The following is a 25821-nucleotide window of genomic DNA, read 5'->3' as shown; positions in this document are numbered from 1 at the left end:
TCCGGGCCAGCAACTCGTCGTTGCCGAACGGCTTGGGCAGGTAGTCGTCGGCCTCGGCCCGCAGGCCCCGCACCCGGTCGCTCTCCGCCCCGCGCGCGGTGAGCAGCAGCACCGGCAGATCGGTCAGGTCGCGGGTGCGCTCCAGCACCTGCCAGCCGTCCAGGCCGGGCAGGCCGATGTCGAGCACCATGAGGTCGGGGGCGTCGGCGAGGACGAAGCGGCGGTTGACGGCGACCACGTGCGCGTCGCCGCCTTGCACGATCGCCGCCCGTGGCAGGGCCTCCAGGACGGCCTGCAGCCGGTCGCGCGCACGGTCCACCCGCCCACGGTACGCGCGGGACGGCCCCTGCCGGTGGATCTCACGAGCGGGCCGCCGCATGCCGCGTACCGGGCGTTCGCCTGGTGCGCGGTTCTTCCGTGCTCCGGGCCGTCCCCCGACTGCCGTCGCAGCGCGATCGCCTCTTGACGGGTCGAACGTCGCGCTCTACGTTCCTTCCATAAAGCAAAACATTAATTCCATGATGCGGAATTAAGTCCCGGCCTCTTCGGTCGGAGATGCCCGTGACAGGTCGACGCAGGAGTACTCGATGCCTCGAATGACAGCCGCCCGCGCCGCGGTGGAGATCCTCAAGCGCGAGGGCGTGACCAACGCCTTCGGAGTGCCCGGCGCGGCGATCAACCCCTTCTACGCGGCGCTCAAGGCCGCGGGCGGGATCGACCACACGCTGGCCCGCCACGTCGAGGGCGCCTCGCACATGGCCGAGGGCTACACCCGGACCCACCCGGGCAACATCGGCGTCTGCATCGGCACGTCGGGCCCGGCCGGCACGGACATGATCACCGGCCTGTACTCCGCCACCGGCGACTCCATCCCGATCCTCTGCATCACCGGCCAGGCGCCCACCGCGGTGATCCAGAAGGAGGACTTCCAGGCCGTCGACATCGCCGCGATCGCCAAGCCGGTCGCCAAGGCCGCGACCACGGTCATGGAGGCCGCCCAGGTCCCCGGCGTCTTCCAGCAGGCGTTCCACCTGATGCGCTCCGGTCGCCCCGGCCCGGTCCTGATCGACCTGCCCATCGACGTCCAGCTCACCGAGATCGACTTCGACCCGGAGCTGTACGAGCCGCTGCCCGCCTTCAAGCCGGCCGCCACCCGCGCCCAGATCGAGAAGGCGATCACCCTCCTCAACGAGTCCGAGCGCCCGCTGATCGTCGCCGGCGGTGGCATCATCAACGCCGACGCGTCCGACCTGCTGGTCGAGTTCGCCGAACTGACCGGCACCCCGGTCGTCCCGACCCTGATGGGCTGGGGCATCGTCCCCGACGACCACGAGCTGAACGCCGGCATGGTCGGCCTGCAGACCTCGCACCGCTACGGCAACGCGAACTTCCTGGAGTCCGACTTCGTCCTCGGCATCGGCAACCGCTGGGCCAACCGCCACACCGGCAAGCTGGACCTGTACACCAAGGGCCGGAAGTTCGTCCACGTCGACGTCGAGCCGACCCAGATCGGCAAGATCTTCGCGCCGGACTACGGCATCGCCTCGGACGCCAAGGCCGCCCTGGAGCTGTTCGTCGAGGTGGCCAAGGAGCTCAAGGCCGCCGGCAAGCTGCCCGACCGCAGCGACTGGGCCGCCTCCACCCAGGAGCGCAAGGCCCAGCTCCAGCGCCGTACGCACTTCGACGACATCCCGATGAAGCCGCAGCGCGTCTACGAGGAGATGAACAAGGCGTTCGGCCCGGAGACCCGCTACGTCACCACCATCGGCCTCTCCCAGATCGCCGGCGCGCAGATGCTGCACGTCTACCGGCCGCGCCACTGGATCAACTGCGGCCAGGCCGGCCCGCTCGGCTGGACCATCCCGGCCGCCCTGGGTGTCGCCAAGGCCGACCCGGAGACCCCGGTCGTCGCGCTGTCCGGCGACTACGACTTCCAGTTCATGATCGAGGAGCTGGCGGTCGGCGCCCAGCACAAGATTCCCTACGTCCACGTCCTGGTGAACAACGCCTACCTGGGTCTGATCCGCCAGGCGCAGCGCAACTTCGACATCAACTTCCAGGTCAACCTGGAGTTCGAGAACATCAACTCGCCGGAGCTGGGCGTCTACGGCGTGGACCACGCCAAGGTCGCCGAGGGCCTGGGCTGCAAGGCCATCCGGGTCACCGACCCCAGCCAGTTGGGCGCCGCCTTCGAGGAGGCCAAGAAGCTGGCCGCCGAGCACCGCGTCCCGGTCGTCGTCGAGGCGATCCTGGAGCGGATCACCAACATCTCCATGGCCGCCGCGGAGATCGACAAGGTCAACGAGTGGGAAGAGGTCGCGACCGAGCCCGGCCACGCGCCCACCGCGATCAAGCCGCTCAAGGTCTGACGGGCGGAGCCGGTTTCCGGACCCGTTCCGGGCCGATCCGGTCCGGTCCGGATGCCGGGCGCGGCTCGACCGCCGTGCCCGGCGCCCGCAGAATCCCGTAAAGCAAAAATAGAAATTCGCTATCCGGAAGGAGCGCCGGGCCTTATGGGTTTCACGGACACGCGCTTCAACGTCAATCTGTCGATCCTGTTCACCGAGCTTCCGTTGTTGGAGCGGCCGGCGGCCGCGCGGGCGGCGGGTTTCACCGCGGTGGAGCTGTGGTGGCCGTGGGTGGACGCCCCGACCCCGGAGCGGTCCGAGCTGGACGCGCTGGGCGATGCGCTGCGTGATGCCGGGACGCGGTTGACGGGGCTGAACTTCTACGCCGGGCGGTTGCCGGGTCCGGATCGTGGTGCGCTGTCGGTTCCGGGGGTGGAGTCGGAGAGGTTCCGGGCGAACGTGCCGGTGGCGATCGCGTTCGCCGCGTCGCTGGGCTGCACCACCTTCAACGCCCTGTACGGCAACCGCGTCGAGGGCGCCACGCCTGCGGAGCAGGATGCTCTTGCTCTGGAGAACCTGGCCTTCGCGGCGCGGGCGGTGGGCGAGGTGGACGGCACGCTGCTGATCGAGGCGCTCAACGCGCCGGAGTCGCCGGCGTGTCCGATCGTCTCGGCACCCAAGGCGATCGAGGTGGTCGACGCGGTCAACGCCGCCACCGGGTTGGACAACGCACGGTTCCTGATGGACCTGTACCACCTGTCGATGAACGGCGAGGACCTTGCGGAGGTCATCGACCGCTACACGCCCAAGACCGCACACGTGCAGATCGCCGACAACCCCGGCCGCGGCGCGCCCGGCACCGGCTCGCTCCCGCTGGAGGAGTTGCTCGGCCGCCTGAAGAAGGCCGGCTACGACGGCTACGTCGGCCTGGAGTACAAGCCGGGCGACCGCCCGAGCGCCGAGTCCTTCACCTGGCTCCCGGCGGCCCTGCGCGCCGCCCACTGACCCCGGCGCCCGCGTCACCTGCCGCTGTCTGGCGTCCCCTCTCCCCCTTTACGTTTGCGTGTGAAAGAGGCTTCCCAATGAGCAACCTGGCCGACTCCTCCCGCCCGACCCGCCCGGCGATCGCCTGGATCGGGCTGGGCATCATGGGTTCGCCCATGGCCGAGAATCTGATCAAGGCCGGCTACGCGGTGACCGGTTACACCCTGGAAGCCGACAAGCTGGAGCGCCTGGCCGCGGCCGGTGGCACCGCCGCCACCGACATCGCCGCGGCCGTCGCCGACGCCGACGTCGTCATCACGATGGTCCCGGCCTCCCCGCACGTCGAGGCCATCGCCTACGGCCCCGACGGCATCCTGGAGAACGCCAAGTCCGGCGCGCTGCTGATCGACATGTCCTCGATCACCCCGCAGACCTCCATCGACCTGGCCAAGAACGCCGCCGAGAAGGGCATCCGGGTCCTGGACGCCCCCGTCTCCGGCGGCGAGGCCGGCGCCATCGAGGCCGTCCTGTCGATCATGGTCGGTGGCCAGCAGGCCGACTTCGACGCCGCCAAGCCGATCCTGGAAGCCCTGGGCAAGACCATCGTGCTGTGCGGCCCGCACGGCGCCGGCCAGACCGTCAAGGCCGCCAACCAGCTCATCGTCGCCGTCAACATCCAAGCCTGCGCCGAAGCCGTGGTCTTCCTGGAGAAGTCCGGCGTCGACCTGCCCGCCGCCCTCGACGTCCTGGGCGGCGGCCTGGCCGGCTCCACCGTCCTTGCCCGCAAGAAGGACAACTTCGCCAACCGCGACTTCAAGCCCGGCTTCCGCATCGACCTGCACCACAAGGACATGGGCATCGTCACCGACGCCGCCCGCACCGTCGGCGCCGCCCTGCCCGTCGGCTCCGTCGTCGCCTCCCTCGTGGCCTCCCTGCGCGCCCAGGGCGACGGCGGCCTGGACCACTCCGCCCTCCTCCGCGGCGTCGAACGCCTCTCCGGATACGACCTCAAGGACTGAACCCGGGTGCGGATCCAGGTCTGTAGCCAGGTCCGCATCCAGGACTGAACCAAGCGCTGGAGCCAGGGCTGGAGCAAGCGCTGGAGCCAGGGCTGGTGCAAGGGCCGACCCGATCCGCGGTCCCGGACCGCGACGGGCCATGGACGACCGGCGCCGCGACCGCCGCACTGCGGTCGCGGCGCCGGTGCCTTGAAGAGGGTCGTCGCACGCCGAACGGCCGGGCCGGGCCGTCCGCGAGCCGCCTCGCCTCAACGCAGCGCCGGCGGCGCCCCGTTCGTGCCGCCCGCGATCGGGCCCAGGAGCGCCGGGAGCCGGGCCGGGCCGCGCATGAGCCGGGTCCGTCGCCAACTGACCCCGTCGGGGCCGGCGGAGGCGTCCCGGCCGTCCGTGGCGGGTCGCAGTGCGGGGAAGCGGGCGAGCAGTACCGCGAATGCGATCCGGGCCTCGGCCCGGGCCAGCGGAGCGCCCAGGCAGTGGTGCGGTCCGTGCCCGAAGGACACGTGGCCGCCCGGGGCCGGGCGGTCCAGCCGTACCGCGTCCGGCTCGTCGAACCGCGCCGGGTCGCGGTTGGCGCCGCCGGGCGAGACCATGACCACGTCCCCCGCCCCGATGCGGGCGCCGCCGAGGTCGAACGGCTCGGTGGCGTAACGGAAGGTCGCCAGCGTCACCGGCGCGTCGAACCGCAGGAACTCCTCCACCGCGGCGGGCAGCAGCCCCGCGTCGTCCCGCAGGCGGGCGCGCAGCGCGTCGTCGCGGAGCAGGGCCAGCAGGCCGTTGCCGATCAGATTGGCCGTGGTCTCGTGCCCGGCGACCACCAACAGCACGGCCAGCGAGACGAGTTCGGGCTCGCTGAGTCGGTCACCGGCGTCCCGGGCGGCGATCAAGCCGCTCAGCACGTCGTCCCCGGGCGCCGCGCGCCGCGCCGCGATCAACTCGGCCAGGTACCCGGCCAGGGCGTGCGAGGCCCGGTCGGCGGTGTCCGGATCCGCCGCCGCGAACAGGTCGTCGGACCACCGGCGCACCGCGGCCCGGTCCGGGTCCGGCACCGCCAACAGCTCGCAGATCACCGTGATCGGCAGCGGCGCCGCGAACCCCTCGACCAGATCGACGGGGCCGCCGCCCGCCGCCTGCGCGGCTCCGGCCAGCGCCTCGGCCAGCCCCTCCGCGATCTCCCGGATGCGGGGCTCCAGCCGGCTCACCGCCGCGGGGGTGAAGGCCGCCATGGCCAGTTTCCGCAGCCGGCCGTGGTCCGGCGGGTCGGTGGCGAGCATGCTCCGGCTGACGGCCGGTGCCAGATCGCGTCCGGAGGGCCGGTCCGCGAAGTACCGTGCGGTGTCCTTCGACAACCGCCGGTCGGCCAGCGCCGCGCGGGCCTCCGCCCAGCCGGTCACCACCCACGTCGTGCGGTCCTTGCCGGTCCGCACCCGCTGCACCGGGCCGCCCGCCCGGAGCGCGGCGAGCAGCGGGTAGGGGTTGCGGGAGAACTCGGCCGACTCCATGGGGTTGTTCACTGCCACCCTCGTGCTCTCGTTCGCCGTCAGATCCGCGCCCGCCCTGCCGTACCGGCCCGGTGACCACCTTCGCACCGGCGCCGGTCGCCCCGTCCGGTCCGGATCCCAGCCGTCCGGGTGAGATCCCACCGCCGAGGTGCGAGCGCGCGGAGCCCGGCGCACGCTGGAGGCATGTCCGAGCATCCGCCTGTCATCGTGCACCCACCGACGCCCTCCGGTGGACGCCGGGTGACCGTGCACGGGCAGATCGTCGGCCTGGCCCATGGCCGCGGCGACGTGGCGGAGTTCCTCCGGCGCGCGGGTGTCGCCGGCCCCGCCGAGGACATCGCACTGGACGACCCCCGCCTGGTCGAGTGGCGCGGCGGCTCCCTGGACGACTGGCCGATGCCGTCGCCGTGACGGGCCCCGGCCCGGCACCTCCCAGACGCGCCCGGCCCGTCCTCCCCCCCCCCGAGCCCACGCCGGCCCCCCCCGCTCGCATCCATGGGCACCCGTTGTCGCTCGACGTGTTCCTCCTGGCTGCCGACAGCGCCGTGTCCGATTTCCGCCAGAGTGGTGGCGCGGAATGACGCACAGTGGGGGTGTGATGAGCGAGGACAGCAGGTACGAGGCGGTGCGGAGCCGGGACGCCAGGTTCGACGGGGCGTTCTTCTTCGCGGTGTCGACGACGGGGATCTACTGCCGGCCGAGCTGCCCCGCGACCACCCCGCGGCGGCGGAACGTCACCTTCTTCCCGACCGCCGCGGCCGCGCAGGGCTCCGGATTCCGGGCCTGCCGGCGGTGCCGCCCGGACGCGGTCCCCGGCTCGGTCGAGTGGAACGCCCGGGCGGATGTCGTGGGGCGGGCGATGCGGCTGATCGGCGACGGGGTGGTCGACCGGGAGGGCGTGGCCGGGCTGGCCGACCGGCTCGGCTACAGCGCCCGGCAGGTGCAGCGGCAGCTGACCGCCGAGCTCGGCGCCGGGCCCGCGGCCCTGGCCCGGGCGCAGCGCGCGCACACCGCTCGGGTGCTGCTGCAGACCACCGGCCTGCCGATCGCCGAGATCGCCTTCGCCGCCGGATTCGCCAGCGTCCGGCAGTTCAACGACACCATCAAGGAGATCTACGCGCTCACCCCGAGCGGACTGCGGGCGGTCCGCCCCGGGCCCGGTTCCCGCTTCGGCGGCCTTGCGGCCCCGTCCGGCACGCCCGGCGTGCTGCCGCTGAGGTTGGCGTACCGCGGCCCGTACGCGGCCCGGCAGATCTTCGACTACCTGGCACAGCGGGCGCTCGGCGGGATCGAGGAGGTCACCGGGGAGCCCGGTGGCCGGACGTACCGGCGCACCCTGCGGCTGCCCCACGGCACCGGCATCGCGGAGGTCGACGAGGCCACCGGCGACGGCTGGCTGGACTGCCGACTGCACCTCACCGAGCTGCGGGACCTCGCCACCGCCGCCCAGCGCGTCCGCCGCCTGTTCGACCTGGACGCCGACCCGTTCGCGGTAGGCGAACGCCTCGGTGCGGATCCCGCGCTGGCCCCGTTGGTCGCCCGCTGCCCCGGACTGCGCTCCCCGGGGACCGTGGACCCGGACGAACTCGCGGTGCGCGCCGTCCTCGGCCGGCGGGCCGGGACCGCCGCCGGACGGGCCCTGGGCACACGCCTGGTCGCCGTGCACGGGGAGCCGCTGCCACGGCCTGCCGGCACCCTCGGCCATCTCTTCCCGCGGGCCGTCGAGTTGGCGGACGCGCCGCTCACCGGGCTCGGCCTGTCCGACGCGCGGATCGCCGCGCTGCGCGCCCTCGCCGCCGCCCTCGCCGCCCGGGACGTCGTCCTGGACGCCGGGACCGACCGCGACCGGGCCGAACGCGCGCTCCGCGGGCTCCCCGGCATCGGTCCGTGGACCGCCGACTACATCCGGATGCGGGCGCTGGGCGACCCCGATGTCCTCCTCGGCGCACCGCCGGCGGGCACCGACCCGGCAGTGTGGAGCCCCTGGTGCTCGTACGCGACGCACCACCTCTGGGCCGCCGACCCCGCCGGCACCGCGGAACGGCACCCGAACCCGACAGAACGGATCGACGCATGACCTTGTACGCCACCCTCGACAGCCCCCTGGGCGAACTCCTGCTGGTCGGCGAGCGGTCCGCCACCGCACCCGGCGGCACGGCGCTCGCCTCGCTCTCCGTGCCGGGTCAGAAGCGCGGGGCCGTCGTCCAGGACGACTGGACGCACGACCCGGCCGCGTTCGCCGGGATCGCCCGCCAGCTCCGGGCGTACTTCGACGGGGCGCAGCAGCCGTTCGCCGTCGAGTGCGTCCCCCGCGGCACGGACTTCCAACAGCGCGTCTGGGCGGCGCTGGAGGCCATCCCGTACGGCACGACGACCACCTACGGAGCGATCGCCGCGGCCATCGGGGCGTCGCGCGGTGCGGTCCGCGCCATCGGGACGGCGATCGGCGCCAACCCGCTGCTGGTGGTCCGGCCCTGCCACCGCGTCATCGGCGCCGACGGGTCGCTCACCGGCTACGCCGGCGGCCTGGCCCGCAAGCAACTGCTCCTCGGCCTCGAAGGGGCGGTGCCGGCGGCCCGTTGAGCCGGCCGAACACGGCCGCGCCCGCCGGTCCGGGCAGCCACCCGGACCGGCGGACCGGTTCGGTCAGAGCATCGACCCGCCGGTGACGTCGATGCGCTGGCCGGTGATCCAACGGGAGTCGTCGGAGGCGAGGAAGGCGACCACGTCCGCGACGTCGGCGGGTCGGCCGAGCCGGTTGAACACCGAGATGGCGGCAAGTGCCGCATGTGCCTCGGGAGTAGACCGCATCGCCGCGTTCATATCGGTCTCTATGAATCCCGGCGCCACGGTGTTCACCGTGATCCCGCGCTCGCCGACGTCCTTGGCGAGGGTCCGGGTGAGGGTGTCGATCGCGCCCTTGGAGAGTCCGTAGGCGATGGTCGAGGGGAAGGCCGTACTCGTCACCGCGGACGAGATGTTGACGATCCGCCCGCCGTCCCGCATCCGCCGCAGACCGTGCTGGATGATGAAGAACGGGGCCTTGGTGTTGATCGCGATGGTCCGGTCGAACTCCTCGGTCGTCACCTCGCCGATGTGTCCCGGCAGGCTGATCGCCGCGTTGTTGACGAGGATGTCCAGGCCGGGTTCGGCGCCCGCCGCGGCCAGCCCGGCGTCGAAGGCGTCGAACAGCGCCTCGGCGTCGCCCGGGACGCCCAGCTCCGCACCGACCAGGAACGCCTGACCGCCGTTGTCCCGGATGCCCTCGACGGTCTCCTTGGCCGCGCCCTCGTTGCTCCCGTAATGGACGGCGACCACGGCACCGTCCTGTGCGAGGCGCTGGGCGATGCCCCGCCCGATGCCGCGGCTGGATCCCGTAACCAGCGCGGTCTTTCCGTAAAGGTCACCCATGGTCGTTGTCGGCCTTCCGTAGTGCTTCTGGCGGTCGGTTGCCGCCGTGTCAAAGGGGAGTGCTGTGCGGGCGGCCCGGCCGTTGTTCCGGTATGTCGTCTGCCTACACGGTGCATGAGCCGGTCGGGCTCATGACGAAGGGGGGTGGCGCGTGCGCGCCGGCGCCCATGCGGCGGTGGGCTCGGACGGGCGGTTCGATGGCGGCCCGCCCGTCCGGTCAGCTGCGCGCATCCATGGCGGTCAGGACGGAGGTGAAGACCGGCTCGCCGTCCTGGGCCCCGGTGACCAGGACCGTCGTGGTGCCGGTGGTCGTCGGCACCTTCCGCCGCGCCTCGATCAGACACGGGCGGCCGTGTTCCGCGTATCGGTGGAACTCGGTGCCGAAGGCGTAGGGCAGGAAGGAGCTGCTCCCGGTCAGCGTGCGGGCGGCCTGCTGCGCCGCGTCGAGCAGGGACAGTCCGGGCACGTGGTCGTTGGCGGGGTTGACGACCGTGGGGTGGCCGGGCGCGATCCGCAGCAGCCATCGGCCCGGCTGCCCGTCGGGGGAGAGCAGGACGTCCCTCTCGGTGGCGCTGCCGGTCAGTCCCGGCGGGACGGGGGTGGGGAGCGGGCCGGGGACGTGGCGGGCCGTGATCCGTTCCCCGCGGACCCGGCGGTAGACGGCCGGCGAGGTGACGCTGACATGGGAGTGGCCGGTCGCGACGACGCGGCCGTCCTTGCGGATCGTCATGTCGAAGCGGCTGCTGGACAGCATGCCGGCGCGCATCCGTGTCTGGCTGCACACGACGTCGATGCTCAGCTGCGTCGGCCCGTTCCCGGAGACGCGGTGCGCGGGGTCGGCGGTGTAGACGAGGTCGTGAAGGATGAAGTGATGACCGAGCGGCACCCCGAACTCGGTGTGGCAGAGCAGCAGTCCGGCCTGTCGGATGGTCTCTCCCGCCAGCATCGGATGGGGCCGGTTGTCGTGGGGGGCGAAGTAGAGGTGATCATGCGGCCACTGGGCGGTCACGGAGAAGCGGTCCTGGCTCAGTCGGAGCCAGGAAATGATCAGGATGTCCTCCACGAGGGGGCGGTGCAGAAACTCGTGGGGGATCGGGGCACTGGCGTCGGACCCCCGCCGGCTTGCGGCCGGGGGGTTCTGGACCTGCTGCATCCGGCGTCGGCTCGTGACTGGAACCGTGCTGCTGGCCTGCAACGTGTCGCTCATGACAGCCCCTATGCGTCTCTACGGAAGAGCTCCGGACACGATTAAGATACGTACCATCCGGTTTTCTTTTCAATGCCGGTGTGCGGGCAAAGGCGATCCGCCGATCTGGAGGAGACTTGAGCTGTGGCGAAATGCTGAGAAGCTTGAGCCTTTGACAGACAGGAGGCGCTCTGTGGCACGTCAGGACCGCGCAATCAAGACGCGGCGAGTGATCTTGGAATCCGCCGCGGCGGTCTTCGATGAACACGGCTTCGACCGCGCGACGATTGCCGAGATCCTCTCGCGCGCCGGCGTGACGAAGGGTGCCTTGTATTTCCACTTTCCCTCTAAAGAAGATCTTGCGCTCGCCGTGCTGCATGAGCAGGTGCTCGACATCGCCGTGCGGCCGCAGCCGATCAAACTCCAGGAGTTCGTGGACGCCGGGCAGATCCTGGCATACCGGCTGCGACGCGACCCGATCCAGCGCGGCGCCGCCCGTCTCGCCATCGAGCCGGGTGCCAACCAACTCGATCGCAAGCAGTCGATGTCGGCGTGGACCACGTTCGTCGAGGGTCTGCTCAACGAGGCCAGGGCGCGGGGCGAAGTGCTGGAGAGCGTCAACGTGCGGGACACGGCGGAGCTGTTCGTCGGTGCCTTCGCCGGTATTCAGATGATGTCCAAGGCGTTCACCGACCAGAACGACGTCAGTCATCGGCTGTTGGTCTTCTTCGAGCACACCCTTCCCACCATCGCGGTGCCGGCCGTTCTCGCCAAACTCAGGCTCGACCCGGAGCGGGGTGCGCGGCTCGATGCGGAGCTCCGGGAACGCGCGGCGGAGGAGGCGGAGCACGCCGCCGCGCTGGAGGCGGACCTGCAGAACGCGGCGCCGTAGCGCGCCGCGGGAGCTCCTCGGGGTGCGGATGTCGCGGGGTGGAAGTTCCCCGGGTGTGCTGATACGTCGGTTCCGTCCCGGGCGCGGCCCCGCCGCCCGTGCTCCGCTCTTGACCCAGTCTTGATCCCTCGTCCGGTCGATTGTCAGTGGTGTGCGGTTCACTGGATCCCGTGTCCGGAACGAGACCGGGGGAGGGGCGATGGATGGGACGGCGGGCCCGAAGGGGCGGGCCGCGTACGGGTGTTGGTGCAGGCGGAGGCCGGGCGTGGTCGGCGTGAGCGAGATCACCGTCCGGGGCCCGAGATCTGGCCGGATGGCTTGGAATAGGCCCCCGAGCTGAAACGTTCGCCATGCACGTATCAAGGGGCCACGCCCCTGTTCGCGCGCCGCGCACCCTCTCCGCTCGCTCCTGCCGCCCTGGAGGCCGCACGCATGACCCAGACGATGACGGACCAGCTCCCCGCGGGGGCTGCGGACTCCGCCGCCGCGCCGCCACTGCCCCCGCCCGCCAAGGGCGGACACCGCAGAACGCACGCCGGCATCGTCCCGGTGCTCGCCTTCGCCGGCATCGTCGTCGCGGTGATGCAGACGCTGCTCGTGCCGGTCATCAAGGACCTGCCGACCCTGCTCGGCACCGCGCCCGGCAACGCCACCTGGGTCATGACGGCCACCCTCCTCGCCGGCGCGGTCGCCACCCCCATCATGGGCCGCCTCGGCGACCTCTACGGCAAGCGGCGGATGCTGCTGACGAGTCTCGCCGTCATGGTCGTGGGCTCGCTGATCTGTGGCTTCACCGACCAGTTGATCGTCATGATCGTCGGGCGGGCGCTGCAGGGCTTCGCGATGGGCGCGATACCCCTCGGCATCGGCCTGATGCGCGATGAACTGCCCCGGGAGCGGCTCGGCTCCGCCATGGCCCTGATGAGCTCCTCGATCGGCGTCGGCGGCGGACTGGCGCTGCCCGCCGCGGCCCTGGTGGCCCAACACGCCGACTGGCACACGCTGTTCTTCGCCGCCGCCGGGCTCGGCGTGCTGTCGATGCTGCTCACCGCGCTGGTCGTCCCGGAGACCTCGGTACGGGCGCCCGGCCGCTTCGACGTCGCCGGCGCCCTCGGCCTGTCGGTCGGCCTGGTCGCCCTCCTGTTGCCGATCACCAAGGCGAGCGAGTGGGGTTGGGGATCGCCCCGCACCCTCGGCCTGTTCGGGGCCGCGGCGCTGATCCTGGTGCTGTGGGGCGTGATGGAGCTGCGGATCGCCGACCCGCTGGTGGACCTGCGCACCACCGCCCGGCGCGAGGTGCTGCTCACCAACCTCGCCTCCATCACGGTCGGAGTGGCGTTCTACGCCATCTCGCTGGTGCTGCCGCAGCTGCTCCAGTTGCCCACGTCGACCGGCTACGGCCTCGGCCAGTCGATGGTGGTGGCCGGGCTGTGCGTGGCGCCGCTGGGGCTGACGATGATGTTCGTGGCACCGCTGTACGCACGGATCGCGGCCCGCCGCGGCCCCAAGGTCTCGCTGCTGCTCGGCATGCTGGTCATCGGGGTCGGTTACGGCGGCGGGATCGGCCTGATGCAGGCCCCCTGGCAGACGGTCGTCATCGCGGTGGTGGTCGGTGCGGGCATCGGCCTGGCGTACTCCTCGCTCCCGGCGCTCATCATCGGGGCCGTCGACCCGTCCGAGACCGGCGCGGCCAACGGCCTGAACACCCTGATGCGTTCGATCGGCACGTCCGTGTCCAGCGCCGTCATCGGCATGGTGCTGGCCCGTATGTCCGAGCCGCTGGGGCCGATCACCGTGCCCACGATGGCCGGATTCCGGGTCTCGTTCCTGATCGCCACCGCCGCGGTCGCCCTCGGGGTGCTGGTGGCGGCCTTCCTGCCGTCCCAGCGGAAGGCCGCCGGGGCGCGGGCGACGCCGGTGACGCAGAGCGCGGACGAGGCCGGCACGGCGGCGGACGTCCCGGCGGACGCGGCCGGGCGGAGCGCACCCGCTGCGGGAGCGGCGGACGAGCCGGCCGCCGGGTTCCGGGGGCGGGTCGTGGACACCGCAGGCGGTCCGGTGCCGGGCGCCACGGTCACCCTGATCGACCGGCACGGGCAGCAGGCCGGGGTCACCACGGCCGCGTCCGACGGCAGTTATGCGCTGGCCGCCCCGGCCGCGGGCACCTACGTCCTGACCGGCGCCGCCCCGGCACACGCCCCGCAGGCCGTCTCCGCCGCGCATGCCGGCGAGGGCACGGTGGCCGGGGCGGACCTGGTGCTGACGCCCACCGGCAGCCGCCTCGCCGGCACCGTGCTCGGTGGCCCGGAAGGGACGGCGCTGACCGGAGCGCGCGTCGTGATCACCGATGCCCACGGCGACGTGGTGACGCACACGACGACCGGAGTCGACGGGCGGTGGACGGTCGCCCAACTGCCGGACGGGCCCTACACCCTCGTCTTCAGCGCTCCGGGGCACCAGCCGACCGCGCATGCCGTCCAGTTGGGCGGCGGCGTCGACGGCGCCGGGGGCGATACGCGCCACCAGGAGGTGCGGCTGCGGCCCGGCGGCACCGTGCGCGGTACGGTCCGCGGGCCGGACGGGCACCCCTTGGCGGACGCCGCCGTGACCCTGCTGGAGGACGGGACGGTCGCCGGGCACGCGGTCACCGGGCCGGACGGCGCCTATGCCTTCGCGGACCTGGTGGGACGCCACTACACCCTCTCGGCGGCCGGCTATCCGCCGCACGCCGCGCCGATATCCCTGGCGGGCGGCGCGGATGCGCGGCTGGACCTGGAGTTGGCGCAGCCGGGCGGGGCCGGGCAGCGGGAGCGCTGAGAGTGCCGCCCGTGGCGTGCGCCGGCCCGCGGTGATTCCTCGTCAGCGCGGAGGGCCGCTGCCGACGGCCGTGCCGACGCAGGCAGTGCCGGCGGCACCGCTTCCAGCGGCGTTCGCACAATCCTGACGAGGTGTCACCCGGCTTCCGCGGGGCGCCCCGTCAACAAGAGCGCCCGGGTTTCCGCCAGTTCGGACTGGAGGACGTCGCCGGCGGTGTCGGCATCGCCGGCGGCCACGGCCTCGACGAGGGCGGCGTGGCGGGCGTCCCCGTGGTGCGGGTCGTGGTCGCGCAGGCCGAGCAGCCGGACGAGGTCGATCAGGCCCTGGCGCAGGGCGGGGACGAACTGGCCGAAGAGGTCGGTCAGTACGGGGTTGTGGGCGGCGTCCACCACCGCCGCGTGCAGGGCGATGTCCGCGTCGACGAAGGCCGCGTCGTCGGCGCCGTCCGCCCGCCGCCTGTCCAGTGCCGCGTACAGGGCCGTGACATCGGCCTCGGTGCGGCGCTCGGCGGCGAGGCGGGCGGCCTGGACCTCGACCATCGCGCGCACCTCATAGACGTCGGCGACGGCCGCGCGGCGCAGGCGGGTCGGCCAGTCCTCGGTGGGTTCGGCGGCGATGACGAAGACGCCGGCGCCCTGGCGGGGCTGCACCATTCCGGCGCCGGCCAGTGCGCGCAGCGCTTCGCGGACCGTCGAGCGGCCGACGCCGAGGGTCTTGGCCAGCGTCGTCTCGCCCGGGAGCCTGCTGCCCACCGGCCAGTGTCCGCCGGTGATCTGGTCGCGCAGCTGTTGCGCGGCCTGTTCGACCAGGGGGCTGGGGCGGAGGGCTTCCAGCGGCATCCCGTTTCTCCTGTCCTCATAACTCCTCAGCTTGTCTGAGGAGTTAATTCGTGGTTAGTGTACCCGCCATGACGCTGCGTGGCCTCCTCCTCGGGTGCCGCGGCGGGGCCTGACACGACCGGCACCCCGCCGCGGGGTTCGGTGCTGCCGGTCTCTCCCCCCCCCGGCTTCTGTGAAGGAACGCGATGTCCCGCACTTTCCCCACCGTCCGCACGCCCCGCGGGCCGGTGCCCGCGACGGCCCCGGCCTGGAATCCGCAGCGTGGCAGCGCCATGCCGGCCCACCGCTACCGGCCCGCCCACCAGCGGGTCGAGGTGCCGCACACCGACCGCTCGTGGCCCGCCGCCCGGATCGAGCGGGCGCCCCTGTGGGTGCCGGTCGACCTGCGCGACGGCAACCAGGCGTTGGCCGAACCGATGGACACCCCGCGCAAGCGCCGGCTGTTCGACCTGCTGGTCGCCATGGGCTTCAAGGAGATCGAGGTCGCCTATCCCTCCGCGAGCCGCACCGACTTCGACTTCGTACGGCATCTGGCCGAGAGCGACGCCGTCCCCGACGACGTGACCGTCGTGGTGTTCACCCCGGCCCGCAAGGAGCTGATCGAGCGGACCTTCGAGGCGATCGACGGGCTGCCGCGCACCGTCGTCCACCTCTACACGGCCACCGCTCCCACGTGGCGCGAGGTGGTCCTCGGCCGCACCAGGGACGAGGTGCACGCCATGGTCCGGGACGCCGCGACGCTGATGGCGCGGCTGGCCGACGCCCGTCCGCACGCCGACATCCGGTTCCAGTTCTCGCCCGAGGTCTTCAATCTGACCGAACCCGATCTGGTGCTGGAGATCTGCAACGGGCTGACCGCGCTCTGGGACGCCGCCCCGGACCGCCCGGTGACGCACAACCTCCCGGCCACCGTCGAGATCGCCACGCCCAATGTGTACGCGGACCAGATCGCCTATATGCACCGGCACTTGGCCCGCCGGGACGCGGTGATCCTCTCCCTGCACCCGCACAACGACCGCGGTACCGGCGTGGCCTGCGCCGAGCTCGGCCTGCTCGCGGGAGCGCAGCGCATCGAGGGCTGCCTGTTCGGCAACGGCGAGCGCACCGGGAACGTCGATCTGGTCACCCTGGCCCTCAACCTGTACACCCAGGGCGTCGATCCGATGCTGGACTTCTCCGACCTGGACACCGTCCGCCGCACCGTCGAGGACTGCATCCGGCTGCCCGTCCACCCCCGCCACCCCTACGCCGGCGACCTCGTCCACACCGCCTTCTCCGGCACCCACCAGGACGCCATCGGCAAGGGGTTCGCCCACCACGCCCGGCGCGCCGCCGAGTTGGGCGTCCCCGAGGCCGAGGCGCCGTGGGACGTGCCGTACCTGCCCGTCGACCCGGCCGACCTCGGCCGCGGCTACGAGGCGGTGATCCGTGTCAACAGCCAGTCGGGCAAGGGCGGGATCGCCCACCTCCTGCACGCCCACTACGGGCTGGACCTGCCCGGGGACCTGCGGCCGGAGTTCTCCCGCACCGTGCAGCGCGCGACCGACGACAGCGGGCAGGAACTCACCCCGAGGGACCTGTGGGAGCTGTTCCGCAGCAGCTACCTCGCCCCGGGCGTGGACGGCCCGCTGACCCTCGGCGCCTGGAGCGCCGGTGAGCCGACGCCGGGGGAGCACCTGGTCCGCTGCGAACTGGGCGGCGGGGCGGACCTGCGGACGTACCAGGGGCGCGGCAACGGGCCGCTGGCTGCTTTCGCCGACGCCCTGGCCGCGGCCGGCCACCCCGTGGACATCACCGCCTACGCCGAGCACGCCACCGCCGCCGGGCCGGACAGTGCCGCCGTCGCCTACGTCCGCTGCCGGATCGACGGGGACACCACCTGGGGCGCGGGCCAGGACACCTCCGTGCTGACCGCGTCTGTACGGGCCGTCCTGGCGGCTGTCAACCGGGCGGCGCGGGCGAAGGCCGGTCGCCCCGGTCCGACCTGAGCCGCGAACCGGGCTCCGGAGGCCGAAAAGTGCCGTTCTCGTGCAACCCCGGCGTCAAGGGAAGCGTCTCTTCTACTCCCTATGGTGGGATTTCGGTCGAGTGCGGACCCCCGGTCCGCCCCGGGCGCACCGCGGCATCACCAGCATCGATGCCCAGGGCCCGGCCCTGCGCACTTACCAGGGGCATGGGCCCGTCGCGCGGGGCACCAGGGGCGGAAGGGGTCTTCCGGGGACGGTGCGCAGGAAGGCTGAAACGGCCGAACCTCGTAGTGCCGCGTCCGCAACCGCAGAGATTTCTGCGAGCCTGGGCGGCACACCGGAGTTCCGGCTGGTCACACAGGCCGCCGGGGCAGCGCCGTACCGGGCGCGCGGCCTCGTTAGCGGGGTGTTAGTGCCTCGTTAGCGGACCGGCAGTGCCCGGGAGCACGCTGGAAGAGCAACGGACGGACCGTACGCACCCACATTCACGAGGGTACCCACCTACCAGACGAGGGGGACTCATGTCGCTCACCATCAAGACCCTCGGCCGCGGCCGCCGTGTCGCCGCCGGATCGCTGATCGCCGTCACCGCGTTGACGCTCTCCGCCTGCCAGAACGGCGCGGACAGTGCGTCGTCCCAGTCCTCGTCGGCCGCCGCGCCCGCCACCTCCAGCGCGAGCCGGGCGCAGGGCGCGCCGTCGACCGGTGGCAGCCCGCAGTCCGCCGGGAACGCCGCCCGGCCGTCCAGCGTGGCCAAGCCCTCCGCGGGCACCTCCGGCGTCCCCAGTGCCAGCCAGGCCAACCCCTCGGCCATGACGGCCTCGGACCGCTGCACCGCGGAGAACATGTCGCTGCGCCTGGGGCGCACCGACGTCGGCGCGGGCAACATCCGGGTCCCGCTGGTCTTCACCAACAAGGGCAAGAAGGCGTGCTCGCTGCGCGGCTACCCCGGCGTCTCGCTGATCCAGCGTGACGGCTCGGCGGTCGGCACGCCCGCCTCCCGCGAGGGCGGCGCCGGCGGCAGCGTGCGGCTCCAGCCCGGGCAGAGCGCGCACGCCGTGCTGCACACCGTCAACGACGGTGTCTCGGACATCCCCTGCTGGAAGGACTCGCAGATCGTCTTCGTCTACCCGCCCGGCTCCAAGGAGTCCATGACCACCAACAGCGGTGGGCTGCGGGTGTGCGGCGGCACGTTCACCGTCACCGCCTTGGAGGCCGGTGTGCCGTCCTGACGGCAGACCCTCCTCGGGCCATGGGGCCGTTCCGGTGCTGGTGCGTCACCGGAACGGCCCCTGTCGGCTCTCGTGGCCTCCCGGGCGGTGTTACCAAGGTGGACGGAAGCCGTGCCGAGCGCTTCCGCTGCCCACCTCGCCGAGGAGGCGTAACGCCATGGATGCCGCACCTGCCACCGCGACCGGGCCCGCCCCGGCCGCCGAGAAGGACGATGAGCCCCCGATCCACGTCCTCTGGATCAACGCCGGCCTGAGCTGCGACGGCGACTCGGTGGCGCTGACCGCCGCGACCCAGCCGAGCATCGAGGAAATCGCGCTCAGCGTGCTGCCGGGCCTGCCCAAGGTCCAGGTCCACTGGCCGCTGATCGACTTCGAATGCGGTCCGGTGCAGGGCGCGGACACCTTCATCGAGTGGTTCTTCAAGGGCGAGCGCGGTGAGATCGACCCGTTCGTGCTGGTCGTCGAGGGCTCCATCCCCAACGAGGCGATCAAGCCGGAGGGTTACTGGTGCGGCTTCGGCGACGACCCCGAGACCGGGCAGCCGATCACCACCAGTGAGTGGATCGACCGACTGGCCCCCAAGGCGCTCGCCGTCGTCGCCATCGGCACCTGCGCCACGTACGGCGGCATCCATGCCATGGCCGGCAACCCGACCGGCGCCATGGGCGTGCCCGACTACCTGGGCTGGGACTGGAAGTCCAAGGCCGGGATCCCGATCGTGTGCGTCCCGGGCTGTCCGATCAAGCCGGACAACTTCGCCGAGACCCTGGTCTACCTGCTCTACCAGGCCGCCGGCGCGGCCCCGATGATCCCGCTGGACGACCAACTGCGGCCCACCTGGCTCTTCGGCGAGACCGTGCACGAGGGCTGCGACCGGGCCGGCTACTACGAACAGGGCCAGTTCGCCACCACGTACGACTCGCCCAAGTGCCTGGTGAAGGTCGGCTGCTGGGGTCCCGTGGTCAAATGCAACGTGCCCAAGCGGGGCTGGATGGACGGCATCGGCGGCTGCCCCAACGTCGGCGGGGTCTGCATCGCCTGCACCATGCCCGGCTTCCCCGACAAGTTCATGCCGTTCATGGACGAGCCGCCCGGCGCCAAGCTCTCCAGCACCGCCAGTACCGCGTACGGCAACGTTGTCCGCCGGCTGCGCGGCATCACGGCCCGGACCGTGGACCACGAGCCCAAGTGGCGGCACCGCGGCGAGAAGCTGACCACCGGCTACCGCCGGCCCTGGTGACCCCACCCTGACCCGACGCTCCGTCAGATCCCCACCTCGGCAAGCGAAGAAGGGCATGGCACAGACAATGGCAGCGAAGACCAAGACGGCCGGCGACGGCAGCGGTCTGACGGAGATGTCCTGGGACCCGATCACCCGGATCGTGGGCAGCCTGGGTATCCACACCAAGATCGACTTCAAGCAGAAGCGGGTCGCCGAGTGCTACAGCACCTCATCGGTCTTCCGCGGCTACAGCGTTTTCATGCGCGGCAAGGACCCGCGCGACGCGCACTTCATCACCAGCCGGATCTGCGGGATCTGCGGCGACAACCACGCCACCTGCTCCGTCTACACCCAGAACATGGCCTACGGGGTGAAGCCCCCGCACCTGGGCGAGTGGATCATCAACCTCGGCGAGTCCGCGGAGTACATGTTCGACCACAACATCTTCCAGGAGAACCTGGTCGGGGTCGACTACTGCGAGAAGATGGTCCGCGAGACCAACCCGGGCGTCTGGGAGCTCGCCCAGCGCACCGAGGCCCCGCACGCCGGCGACCACGGCTACCGCACCATCGCCGACATCATGACCTCGCTCAACCCCATCGAGGGCGAGTTCTACCGCGAGGCGCTCCAGGTCAGCCGCTACACCCGGGAGATGTTCTGCCTGATGGAGGGCCGCCATGTGCACCCCTCCACGCTCTACCCGGGCGGCGTCGGCACCGTCGCCAGCGTCCAGCTCTTCACCGACTACCTCAGCCGGCTGATGCGCTACGTCGAGTTCATGAAGCGCGTGGTGCCGCTCCACGACGACCTCTTCGACTTCTTCTACGAGGCGCTGCCCGGCTACGAGGAGGTCGGCCGGCGGCGGGTGCTGCTCGGCTGCTGGGGCGCCCTCAACGACCCCGAGCACTGCGACTTCACCTACCGCAACATGTCGGACTGGGGCCGGCGGATGTTCGTCACCCCCGGCATCATCGTCGACGGGAAGCTGGTCACCAACGACCTCACCGAGATCAACCTCGGCATCCGCATCCTGCTCGGCAGCTCCTACTACCAGGACTGGGAGGGGCAGGAGAAGTTCGTCACCCACGACCCGCTCGGCAACCCCGTCGACGCCCGCCACCCCTGGAACCAGCACACCATCCCCGCCCCGCAGAAGCGCGACTTCGACGACAAGTACAGCTGGGTGATGTCGCCGCGCTGGTTCGACGGCAAGGAGCACCTGGCCCTGGACACCGGCGGCGGCCCGATCGCCCGTCTGTGGTCCACCGCCCTCTCCGGCCTCGTCGACACCCCCTACGTCAAGGCCACCGGCAACAGCGTCGTCATCGACCTGCCGCGCAGCATGACCCGGCCCGAGGCCCGCTTCGAGTGGAAGATCCCGAAGTGGAGCAACGCGCTGGAGCGCAACCGCGCCCGCACCTACTTCCAGGCGTACGCGGCGGCCATGGCGCTGCACTTCGCCGAGCAGGGGCTGGAGGAGGTCCGCGCCGGACGCACCCAGACGTGGGAGAAGTTCGAGGTGCCCGACGAGTCCATCGGCTGCGGCTTCACCGAGGCGGTGCGCGGCGTCCTCTCCCACCACATGGTCATCCGGGACGGGAAGATCGCCAACTACCACCCCTATCCACCGACGCCCTGGAACGCCAGCACCCGCGACTCCTACGGCACCCCCGGCCCCTACGAGGACGCCGTCCAGAACACCCCGATCTTCGAGGAGAACACCCCGGAGAACTTCAAGGGCATCGACATCATGCGGGCGGTGCGCAGCTTCGACCCCTGCCTGCCGTGCGGCGTCCACATGTACGTCGGCGGCCGGACCGTCGAGACCATGCACGTCCCCACCGGGCTGAGCGGACTCGCCGGATGACCGCGCCCGTCGCCGCCCCCGACGCCGAGCTGACCGGCCGCCGGGTCGAGGAACTGCTGGACCGACTCATCGAACACGGCGACGCCGCGACGGCCGCGACCGCCGAGGAACTCGTCCGGGTCCTGATGGACTTCTACGGCGCCGGACTGGCCCGCATCATGCACCTCGTCGAGCGGCGCACCGGCGCCGACGGGCCGCGGGCCGCGCTGCTGGGCGACGCCCTGGTCAGCAGCCTGCTGGTGCTGCACGACCTGCATCCGGAGGACGCCGCCGCCCGCATCGACCGGGCGCTGGCGAGCGTACGGAGCCAGGACGCGGTCGAGGTCGCGGAGTTCGCCCCGGAGATCGGGGAACTGCGGCTGGCGGAGAGCGGATCGGGCGGCTGCGGATGCGGCGGGGCGGTCGACCGGCCGGCGGTGGAGGGCGCGTTGTCCTGCTTCGCGCCGGAGGTGGCCTCGGTCGCGTGGGAGACCCGCCGCGCCGCGCCGGAACTCCCGCTGCTCCAGATCTCGCGCCGCCCGCCGACCGCCGCCCCGGTGCCGTGAGCGCCCCGCCGACCGCCGCCGCCCACCGCGGCCTGCGGCGCTTCCGGGCCCCCGCGCCCCCGCCACCCGAACGCTGCGAACTGTGCGGCATGGAACTCGCCGGCCGCCACCGCCACTTGGTCGACACCAGGAACCGCGGGCTGGCCTGCGCCTGCCCGCCCTGCGCGCTGCTCTTCGAGCGGGCCGGCGCCGCCGGCGGGCAGTTCCGCACCGTCCCGGACCGCTTCCTGTCCGACCCCGACCACCGCCTGGACGACATGGTCTGGGACCGGCTCCGGATCCCCGTCGGCGTCGCATTCCTGCTGGACAACACCGCGCTGGGCCGGGCGGTGGCGCTCTACCCCAGCCCGGCCGGCGCCACCGAGAGCGAACTGGAACCCTCCGCCTGGCAGGCCGTCCTCGATGCCACCCGACTCGCCGGGCTCCTCGCCCCCGACGTGGAGGCCCTGCTGCTGCGCCGCACCGAGGACCGGATCGAGTGTCACCTGATCCCGGTCGATCTCGCCTACGAACTCACCGGCCGGCTACGGATGTTGTGGCGGGGCTTCGACGGCGGGGCCGAGGCCCGCGCCGCCCTCGCGGACTTCTTCGCCGACGTCGCCCGGCGGGCCCGGGAACCGCACGAGGAGGCCCGACGGCCGTGACCGAGCTGTCCTTCGTCTGCACCGGCGTCCGCGCCGACCGCTACGCCGCCGCCCCCACCCTCCTCTTCCGCCTGCGGATCACCGCCGCCGGGGACGCCCGGGTGCACGCCCTGGCGCTGCGCTGCCAGCTCCGCATCGAACCGGCCCGGCGCGACTACGACCCCGAGGAGGCCGCCGCGCTGGCCGACCTCTTCGGCGCGCGGTCCCGCTGGGGCAGCACCCTCAAACCCCTCCAGTTCGCACAGGTCTCCCTCGTCGTCCCCGGCTTCACCGGCGAGACCGAGGTGGACCTGCCGGTCCCGTGCAGCTACGACCTGGAGGTGGCCGCCGGCCGCTACATGCACGCCCTGCGCGACGGCGAGGTGCCGCTGCTGCTGCTCTTCTCCGGCACCGTCTTCGCCGGCCCGAGCGGTTTCCAGGTCTTCCCGGTGCCCTGGCACAAGGAGGCCGAGTGCCGGCTCCCGGCCGCCGTGTGGCGGGAGATGACCGACACCCACTTCCCCGGCTGCGGCTGGCTGCGCCTCCCCAAGGAGAGCCTGGACGCGCTGCTGGCGTTCCGGTCCCGGCACGCCCTGCCGTCCTGGGAGGCCACCGTCCAGGCGCTGCTGGCCGCCGCGGACGGCACCACGCCCGGGCCACGCGGCTTCCCCGCCGTCGCCCGCCCCGCCACCGAGAGGACCGCACCGTGACGACGCCGGCGCCCACCGCCACGCTCGCGGAACGCTTCGCCACCGCCCGGCAGGTCGCGGACGCCGTGCTGTTCGAGGGCTACGTCCTGTACCCCTACCGGGCGTCCGCCGCCAAGAACCGGCTGCGCTGGCAGTTCGGCGTCCTGGTACCGCCCGGCTGGGGCGCCGACCACGCCGAACACTCCCACCAGCGCACCGAATGCCTCATGGAGCCGCGCTCCGGAGCCCGGCTCACCGCCGAGTTGCGCTTTCTGCGCACCCAGCGGCGTACCGTCCAACGCCTCGACTCCGATGGGGAGTTCACCACCGTTGCCGAGCTGGAGCTGCCGGACCGGGTGCTGGTCCCCTGGGACGAGGGCATCGAGGAGCGCTGCCCCATCGACGTCCCGGTGGCCGAGTTGGCCGGCGACGGCGTCACCGTCCCGTTCAGCCGGCCCGCCGGCGAGGAGACCGAGCCGGTGCACGACGCCGACGGGCGGCCGGTGGGCCGACTGGTGCGCCGCCGCGAGGAGATCCGCGGGGTGCTGCGGCTGACCGCGCAGGAGATCGAGGGCCCGTACGCGGTGCTGAGACTGACCGCGACGGTCGAGAACACCAGCGGCTGGGCCCCGGCCCCGGCGGCGGACGACCGGGACGCGGCGCTGCCCCGCTCGCTGGTCGCCGCCCACCTCCTCCTCGGCCTGAGCGCCGGCCGGTTCCTCTCCCAGACCGACCCGCCCGAATGGGCCCGGGGCGCGGTCGCCGGCTGCCGCAACGAGCACACCTGGCCGGTGCTGGCCGGCCCGCCCGGCAGCGCCGAGGTGGTGCTGTCCGCCCCGATCATCCTGGAGGACCACCCGGCCATCGCCCCCGAGAGCCCCGGCGCGCTCTACGACGCCCTGGAGATCGACGAGATCCTCGCCCTGCGCACGGCGACCCTCACCGACCAGGAGAAGCGCGAGGCCCGCGGCACCGACCCGCGGGCCGCCGAGGTGATCGACCTCGCCGACGGGATGCCCCCCGAGGTGCTGGAACGGCTGCACGGCGCCGTACGGGCGCTGCGCGAGGTCACCGCCCCGGACCCGGAACCGGCCCGCCCGGACACCCCCTGGTGGGACCCGGGCGGCGACCGCGACGTGGACCCGCTGACCGACCGGATCAGCATCGACGGCCGCTCGGTCGGCGCCGGCAGCCGGGTGGAACTGCGCCCCGGCCGCCGTCGCACCGACGCCCAGGACCTCTTCCTGCACGGGCGCGCCGCGCGCGTCGAGGCCGTGCTGCACGACGTGGACGGCGGGGTGCACCTCGCGGTGACCGTCGAGGGCGATCCGGGCGCCGACATCCGGCGCGAACAGGGCCGGTTCCTCTACTTCCAACCCGACGAACTCGCGCCCCTGGAGGACGAGTGAGCAGCGCCCCGCCCCGCCCCCTCCCGCCGGGCCGCACTGTGCCCCTCCCGCCGGGCCGCACTGTGCCCCTCCCACCCGGCCGCACTGTGCCCCTCCCACCCGGCCGCACCCTGATTGCGGGCGTCGGCAACATCTTCCTCGGCGACGACGGCTTCGGCGTCGAGACCGTCCGCGCGCTCGGTGCGCACACCCTCCCCGACGGAGTGGAACTGGTGGACGCCGGCGTCCGCGGCGTCCACCTCGCCTACCGGATGCTGGACGACTACCGGACGGTGCTGCTGGTGGACGCCGCGGCGCGCGGCGGCGCGCCCGGTTCGCTCTACCTCCTGGACGCCACCGATCCCGCCGACGCCGCCGCCCGCCCGGAGAACACCCCGCTCGACGCCCACCACATGACGCCCGACGCCGTCCTGGCGCTGCTCGACACGCTCAGCGCGGGCACCGGCGCCCGGCGCCCGGAACGCGTCCTGGTCGTCGGCTGCGAACCCGCCGACACCGAAGAAGGAATCGGCCTGAGCACCCCCGTCGCCGCCGCCGTCGACGAGGCCGTCCGGCTCGTGCTGCGGCTGGTCGGCGCGCAGGAGCCGGCGCCGGCCCCCACCGGCGCCCCGACCGCCACCAGTGAGAGGAACACGACACCATGCTGAAGCTCGCCCTCGGCGGCGCCCTGGCCGCCGCCCTCGCGCTCGCCCTGCGCAACCTGCCCGACCTCAAGCGCTATATGCGGATGCGCGCCATGTGACGCGGGCCCCCACCGGCGGCGGGCGCGCTGCACCGAACGGTGTATGCCGCCGCGCCGCCCCGGCGAGGCACCCCGAACGCCCCGGTGCCGCGCCGTCTAATGAAGCCAGCGGCAACCGGTCGTCACACCCGAAAGAGACGGACCGATGCACGAGATGTCCATCGCGCTGGCGGTCATCGACCAGGTGGAGAGCGCGGTACGGCCCGCCGGCGCGACCGCGGTCAGCAGCGTCCGGCTCCAGATCGGCGAACTGGCCGGCGTGGTCCCCGACGCCCTGGCGTTCTCCTTCCAGCTTGCCTGCGAGGGCACGGTCCTGGCCGGCGCCGAGCTGATCACCGAACCGATCGCGGCCCGCGCCCGCTGCGCCGCCTGCGACCGGACCTGGCCGGCCGGCATGCCGCCGCGCCTGAGCTGCCCCGGGTGCGGCGGGGCCCGTGTGGAGCTGCTCTCCGGCCGCGAACTGCGGATCACCGACGTCAGCTGGCACGACGCCCCGGTACCCACACCGACGCACGAGGAGCGCTGATCCC

General features: G+C 72.7%; 23 protein-coding genes and 1 pseudogene. 19 read left to right on the top strand and 5 right to left on the bottom strand.

Features of this window, described 5'->3' with window-relative positions; all coding sequences use genetic code 11:
- Positions 1 to 55 precede the first annotated feature (55 nt).
- Positions 56 to 190: pseudogene (locus JNO44_RS45340) on the bottom strand (response regulator); the annotation flags it as partial.
- A 397-nt stretch (positions 191 to 587) separates the two neighbouring features.
- Between JNO44_RS45340 and gcl the strand changes: the two are divergent.
- From gcl to JNO44_RS37110, 3 genes are all read left to right on the top strand, one after another.
- Complete coding sequence (gcl, locus tag JNO44_RS37120) at positions 588 to 2369, top strand: glyoxylate carboligase (RefSeq protein WP_205368421.1); 1782 nt, start codon at positions 588 to 590, stop codon at positions 2367 to 2369.
- A gap of 144 nt (positions 2370 to 2513) precedes the next feature.
- Complete coding sequence (locus JNO44_RS37115) at positions 2514 to 3353, top strand: TIM barrel protein (protein WP_205368420.1); 840 nt, start codon at positions 2514 to 2516, stop codon at positions 3351 to 3353.
- A gap of 77 nt (positions 3354 to 3430) precedes the next feature.
- Positions 3431 to 4351 (top strand): 2-hydroxy-3-oxopropionate reductase, encoded by a 921-nt coding sequence (locus tag JNO44_RS37110; protein WP_205368419.1) that lies wholly within the window; start codon positions 3431 to 3433, stop codon positions 4349 to 4351.
- 248 nt (positions 4352 to 4599) lie between these two features.
- Here the strand turns inward: JNO44_RS37110 and JNO44_RS37105 are convergent, their stop codons facing one another.
- Positions 4600 to 5862 (bottom strand): cytochrome P450 family protein, encoded by a 1263-nt coding sequence (locus tag JNO44_RS37105; protein WP_420882772.1) that lies wholly within the window; start codon positions 5860 to 5862, stop codon positions 4600 to 4602.
- A 171-nt stretch (positions 5863 to 6033) separates the two neighbouring features.
- Between JNO44_RS37105 and JNO44_RS37100 the strand changes: the two genes are divergently transcribed.
- The 3 genes from JNO44_RS37100 to JNO44_RS37090 all read left to right on the top strand — a co-directional run bounded on the left by JNO44_RS37100 (position 6034) and on the right by JNO44_RS37090 (position 8433).
- Positions 6034 to 6261, top strand: a complete 228-nt coding sequence (locus tag JNO44_RS37100) for a hypothetical protein (RefSeq protein ID WP_039629879.1) — start codon at positions 6034 to 6036, stop codon at positions 6259 to 6261.
- Positions 6262 to 6448: 187 nt separating this feature from the next.
- Positions 6449 to 7927: a DNA-3-methyladenine glycosylase 2 family protein gene (locus JNO44_RS37095; RefSeq protein WP_205371204.1), complete on the top strand. Its 1479-nt coding sequence runs from the start codon at positions 6449 to 6451 to the stop codon at positions 7925 to 7927.
- Positions 7924 to 8433 carry a methylated-DNA--[protein]-cysteine S-methyltransferase gene (locus JNO44_RS37090; RefSeq protein ID WP_205368418.1) on the top strand — a complete coding sequence of 170 codons (510 nt, stop codon included), beginning with the start codon at positions 7924 to 7926 and terminating at the stop codon, positions 8431 to 8433. The genes JNO44_RS37095 and JNO44_RS37090 overlap by 4 nt, the downstream gene beginning before the upstream one ends.
- 63 nt (positions 8434 to 8496) lie before the next feature.
- Here JNO44_RS37090 and JNO44_RS37085 read toward each other — a convergent pair whose 3' ends face one another.
- Positions 8497 to 9261, bottom strand: a complete 765-nt coding sequence (locus JNO44_RS37085; RefSeq protein WP_205368417.1) for an SDR family oxidoreductase — start codon at positions 9259 to 9261, stop codon at positions 8497 to 8499.
- 217 nt (positions 9262 to 9478) lie between these two features.
- Positions 9479 to 10414, bottom strand: a complete 936-nt coding sequence (locus JNO44_RS37080) for a ScbA/BarX family gamma-butyrolactone biosynthesis protein (RefSeq protein WP_205371202.1) — start codon at positions 10412 to 10414, stop codon at positions 9479 to 9481.
- Between the two features lie 226 nt (positions 10415 to 10640).
- Between JNO44_RS37080 and JNO44_RS37075 the strand changes: the two genes are divergently transcribed.
- Positions 10641 to 11339, top strand: coding sequence for a ScbR family autoregulator-binding transcription factor (locus JNO44_RS37075; RefSeq protein WP_205368416.1), 699 nt, complete (start codon positions 10641 to 10643; stop codon positions 11337 to 11339).
- Between the two features lie 432 nt (positions 11340 to 11771).
- The gene (locus JNO44_RS37070) at positions 11772 to 14156 is read left to right on the top strand and encodes an MFS transporter (RefSeq protein WP_205368415.1); all 2385 of its coding nucleotides are present in this window, start codon (positions 11772 to 11774) and stop codon (positions 14154 to 14156) included.
- Between the two features lie 134 nt (positions 14157 to 14290).
- Here JNO44_RS37070 and JNO44_RS37065 read toward each other — a convergent pair whose 3' ends face one another.
- Positions 14291 to 14995: a FadR/GntR family transcriptional regulator gene (locus JNO44_RS37065; protein WP_205368414.1), complete on the bottom strand. Its 705-nt coding sequence runs from the start codon at positions 14993 to 14995 to the stop codon at positions 14291 to 14293.
- Positions 14996 to 15180: 185 nt separating this feature from the next.
- Here JNO44_RS37065 and JNO44_RS37060 point away from each other — a divergent pair, with 185 nt between their 5' ends.
- The 11 genes from JNO44_RS37060 (at position 15181) to JNO44_RS37015 (ending at position 25817) form a co-directional block, all read left to right on the top strand.
- Complete coding sequence (locus JNO44_RS37060) at positions 15181 to 16983, top strand: 2-isopropylmalate synthase (RefSeq protein ID WP_205368413.1); 1803 nt, start codon at positions 15181 to 15183, stop codon at positions 16981 to 16983.
- Between the two features lie 500 nt (positions 16984 to 17483).
- Positions 17484 to 18194 carry a DUF4232 domain-containing protein gene (locus JNO44_RS37055; protein ID WP_205368412.1) on the top strand — a complete coding sequence of 237 codons (711 nt, stop codon included), beginning with the start codon at positions 17484 to 17486 and terminating at the stop codon, positions 18192 to 18194.
- A 157-nt stretch (positions 18195 to 18351) separates the two neighbouring features.
- Complete coding sequence (locus JNO44_RS37050) at positions 18352 to 19434, top strand: NADH-quinone oxidoreductase subunit B family protein (protein WP_205368411.1); 1083 nt, start codon at positions 18352 to 18354, stop codon at positions 19432 to 19434.
- A gap of 67 nt (positions 19435 to 19501) precedes the next feature.
- Complete coding sequence (locus JNO44_RS37045; RefSeq protein WP_039629857.1) at positions 19502 to 21283, top strand: nickel-dependent hydrogenase large subunit; 1782 nt, start codon at positions 19502 to 19504, stop codon at positions 21281 to 21283.
- A complete protein-coding gene (locus tag JNO44_RS37040; protein ID WP_205368410.1) occupies positions 21280 to 21828 on the top strand; it encodes a hypothetical protein in 549 nt (182 codons plus the stop codon). The genes JNO44_RS37045 and JNO44_RS37040 overlap by 4 nt, the downstream gene beginning before the upstream one ends.
- Entirely contained in the window at positions 21825 to 22472 is a 648-nt protein-coding gene (locus tag JNO44_RS37035) for a DUF5947 family protein (RefSeq protein WP_205368409.1), read from the top strand. The genes JNO44_RS37040 and JNO44_RS37035 overlap by 4 nt, the downstream gene beginning before the upstream one ends.
- A complete protein-coding gene (locus tag JNO44_RS37030; RefSeq protein WP_039629850.1) occupies positions 22469 to 23161 on the top strand; it encodes a DUF6084 family protein in 693 nt (230 codons plus the stop codon). Before JNO44_RS37035 ends, JNO44_RS37030 begins: the two co-directional genes overlap by 4 nt.
- Positions 23158 to 24549 carry a hypothetical protein gene (locus JNO44_RS37025; RefSeq protein ID WP_205368408.1) on the top strand — a complete coding sequence of 464 codons (1392 nt, stop codon included), beginning with the start codon at positions 23158 to 23160 and terminating at the stop codon, positions 24547 to 24549. Before JNO44_RS37030 ends, JNO44_RS37025 begins: the two co-directional genes overlap by 4 nt.
- Positions 24550 to 24635: 86 nt before the next feature.
- Complete coding sequence (locus JNO44_RS37020; RefSeq protein WP_235095272.1) at positions 24636 to 25196, top strand: hydrogenase maturation protease; 561 nt, start codon at positions 24636 to 24638, stop codon at positions 25194 to 25196.
- Entirely contained in the window at positions 25190 to 25291 is a 102-nt protein-coding gene (locus tag JNO44_RS45335) for a DUF6893 family small protein (protein ID WP_420882715.1), read from the top strand. Before JNO44_RS37020 ends, JNO44_RS45335 begins: the two co-directional genes overlap by 7 nt.
- 145 nt (positions 25292 to 25436) lie before the next feature.
- A complete protein-coding gene (locus JNO44_RS37015; protein ID WP_205368406.1) occupies positions 25437 to 25817 on the top strand; it encodes a hydrogenase maturation nickel metallochaperone HypA/HybF in 381 nt (126 codons plus the stop codon).
- Positions 25818 to 25821: the final 4 nt, after the last annotated feature.

Origin of the sequence: Streptomyces noursei (assembly GCF_016917755.1) — a bacterium.
Lineage (GTDB): Bacteria > Actinomycetota > Actinomycetes > Streptomycetales > Streptomycetaceae > Streptomyces > Streptomyces yunnanensis.
Note: the sequence above shows the minus strand (reverse complement) of the source record. Positions and strands in the feature narration are given on the sequence as shown.

Excerpts from the sequence above, each read along its gene's own strand:
- JNO44_RS37040 (WP_205368410.1), top strand. The coding sequence starts at position 21,280 with ATGACCGCGCCCGTCGCCGCCCCCGACGCCGAGCTGACCGGCCGCCGG.
- JNO44_RS37095 (WP_205371204.1), top strand. The coding sequence starts at position 6,449 with ATGAGCGAGGACAGCAGGTACGAGGCGGTGCGGAGCCGGGACGCCAGG.
- JNO44_RS37085 (WP_205368417.1), bottom strand. The coding sequence starts at position 9,261 with ATGGGTGACCTTTACGGAAAGACCGCGCTGGTTACGGGATCCAGCCGC.
- JNO44_RS37065 (WP_205368414.1), bottom strand. The coding sequence starts at position 14,995 with ATGCCGCTGGAAGCCCTCCGCCCCAGCCCCCTGGTCGAACAGGCCGCG.
- JNO44_RS37050 (WP_205368411.1), top strand. The coding sequence starts at position 18,352 with ATGGATGCCGCACCTGCCACCGCGACCGGGCCCGCCCCGGCCGCCGAG.
- JNO44_RS37055 (WP_205368412.1), top strand. The coding sequence starts at position 17,484 with ATGTCGCTCACCATCAAGACCCTCGGCCGCGGCCGCCGTGTCGCCGCC.
- JNO44_RS37080 (WP_205371202.1), bottom strand. The coding sequence starts at position 10,414 with ATGCAGCAGGTCCAGAACCCCCCGGCCGCAAGCCGGCGGGGGTCCGAC.
- JNO44_RS37100 (WP_039629879.1), top strand. The coding sequence starts at position 6,034 with ATGTCCGAGCATCCGCCTGTCATCGTGCACCCACCGACGCCCTCCGGT.
- JNO44_RS45335 (WP_420882715.1), top strand. The coding sequence starts at position 25,190 with ATGCTGAAGCTCGCCCTCGGCGGCGCCCTGGCCGCCGCCCTCGCGCTC.
- JNO44_RS37115 (WP_205368420.1), top strand. The coding sequence starts at position 2,514 with ATGGGTTTCACGGACACGCGCTTCAACGTCAATCTGTCGATCCTGTTC.
- JNO44_RS37015 (WP_205368406.1), top strand. The coding sequence starts at position 25,437 with ATGCACGAGATGTCCATCGCGCTGGCGGTCATCGACCAGGTGGAGAGC.
- JNO44_RS37045 (WP_039629857.1), top strand. The coding sequence starts at position 19,502 with ATGGCAGCGAAGACCAAGACGGCCGGCGACGGCAGCGGTCTGACGGAG.
- JNO44_RS37090 (WP_205368418.1), top strand. The coding sequence starts at position 7,924 with ATGACCTTGTACGCCACCCTCGACAGCCCCCTGGGCGAACTCCTGCTG.
- gcl (WP_205368421.1), top strand. The coding sequence starts at position 588 with ATGCCTCGAATGACAGCCGCCCGCGCCGCGGTGGAGATCCTCAAGCGC.
- JNO44_RS37070 (WP_205368415.1), top strand. The coding sequence starts at position 11,772 with ATGACCCAGACGATGACGGACCAGCTCCCCGCGGGGGCTGCGGACTCC.
- JNO44_RS37060 (WP_205368413.1), top strand. The coding sequence starts at position 15,181 with ATGTCCCGCACTTTCCCCACCGTCCGCACGCCCCGCGGGCCGGTGCCC.
- JNO44_RS37110 (WP_205368419.1), top strand. The coding sequence starts at position 3,431 with ATGAGCAACCTGGCCGACTCCTCCCGCCCGACCCGCCCGGCGATCGCC.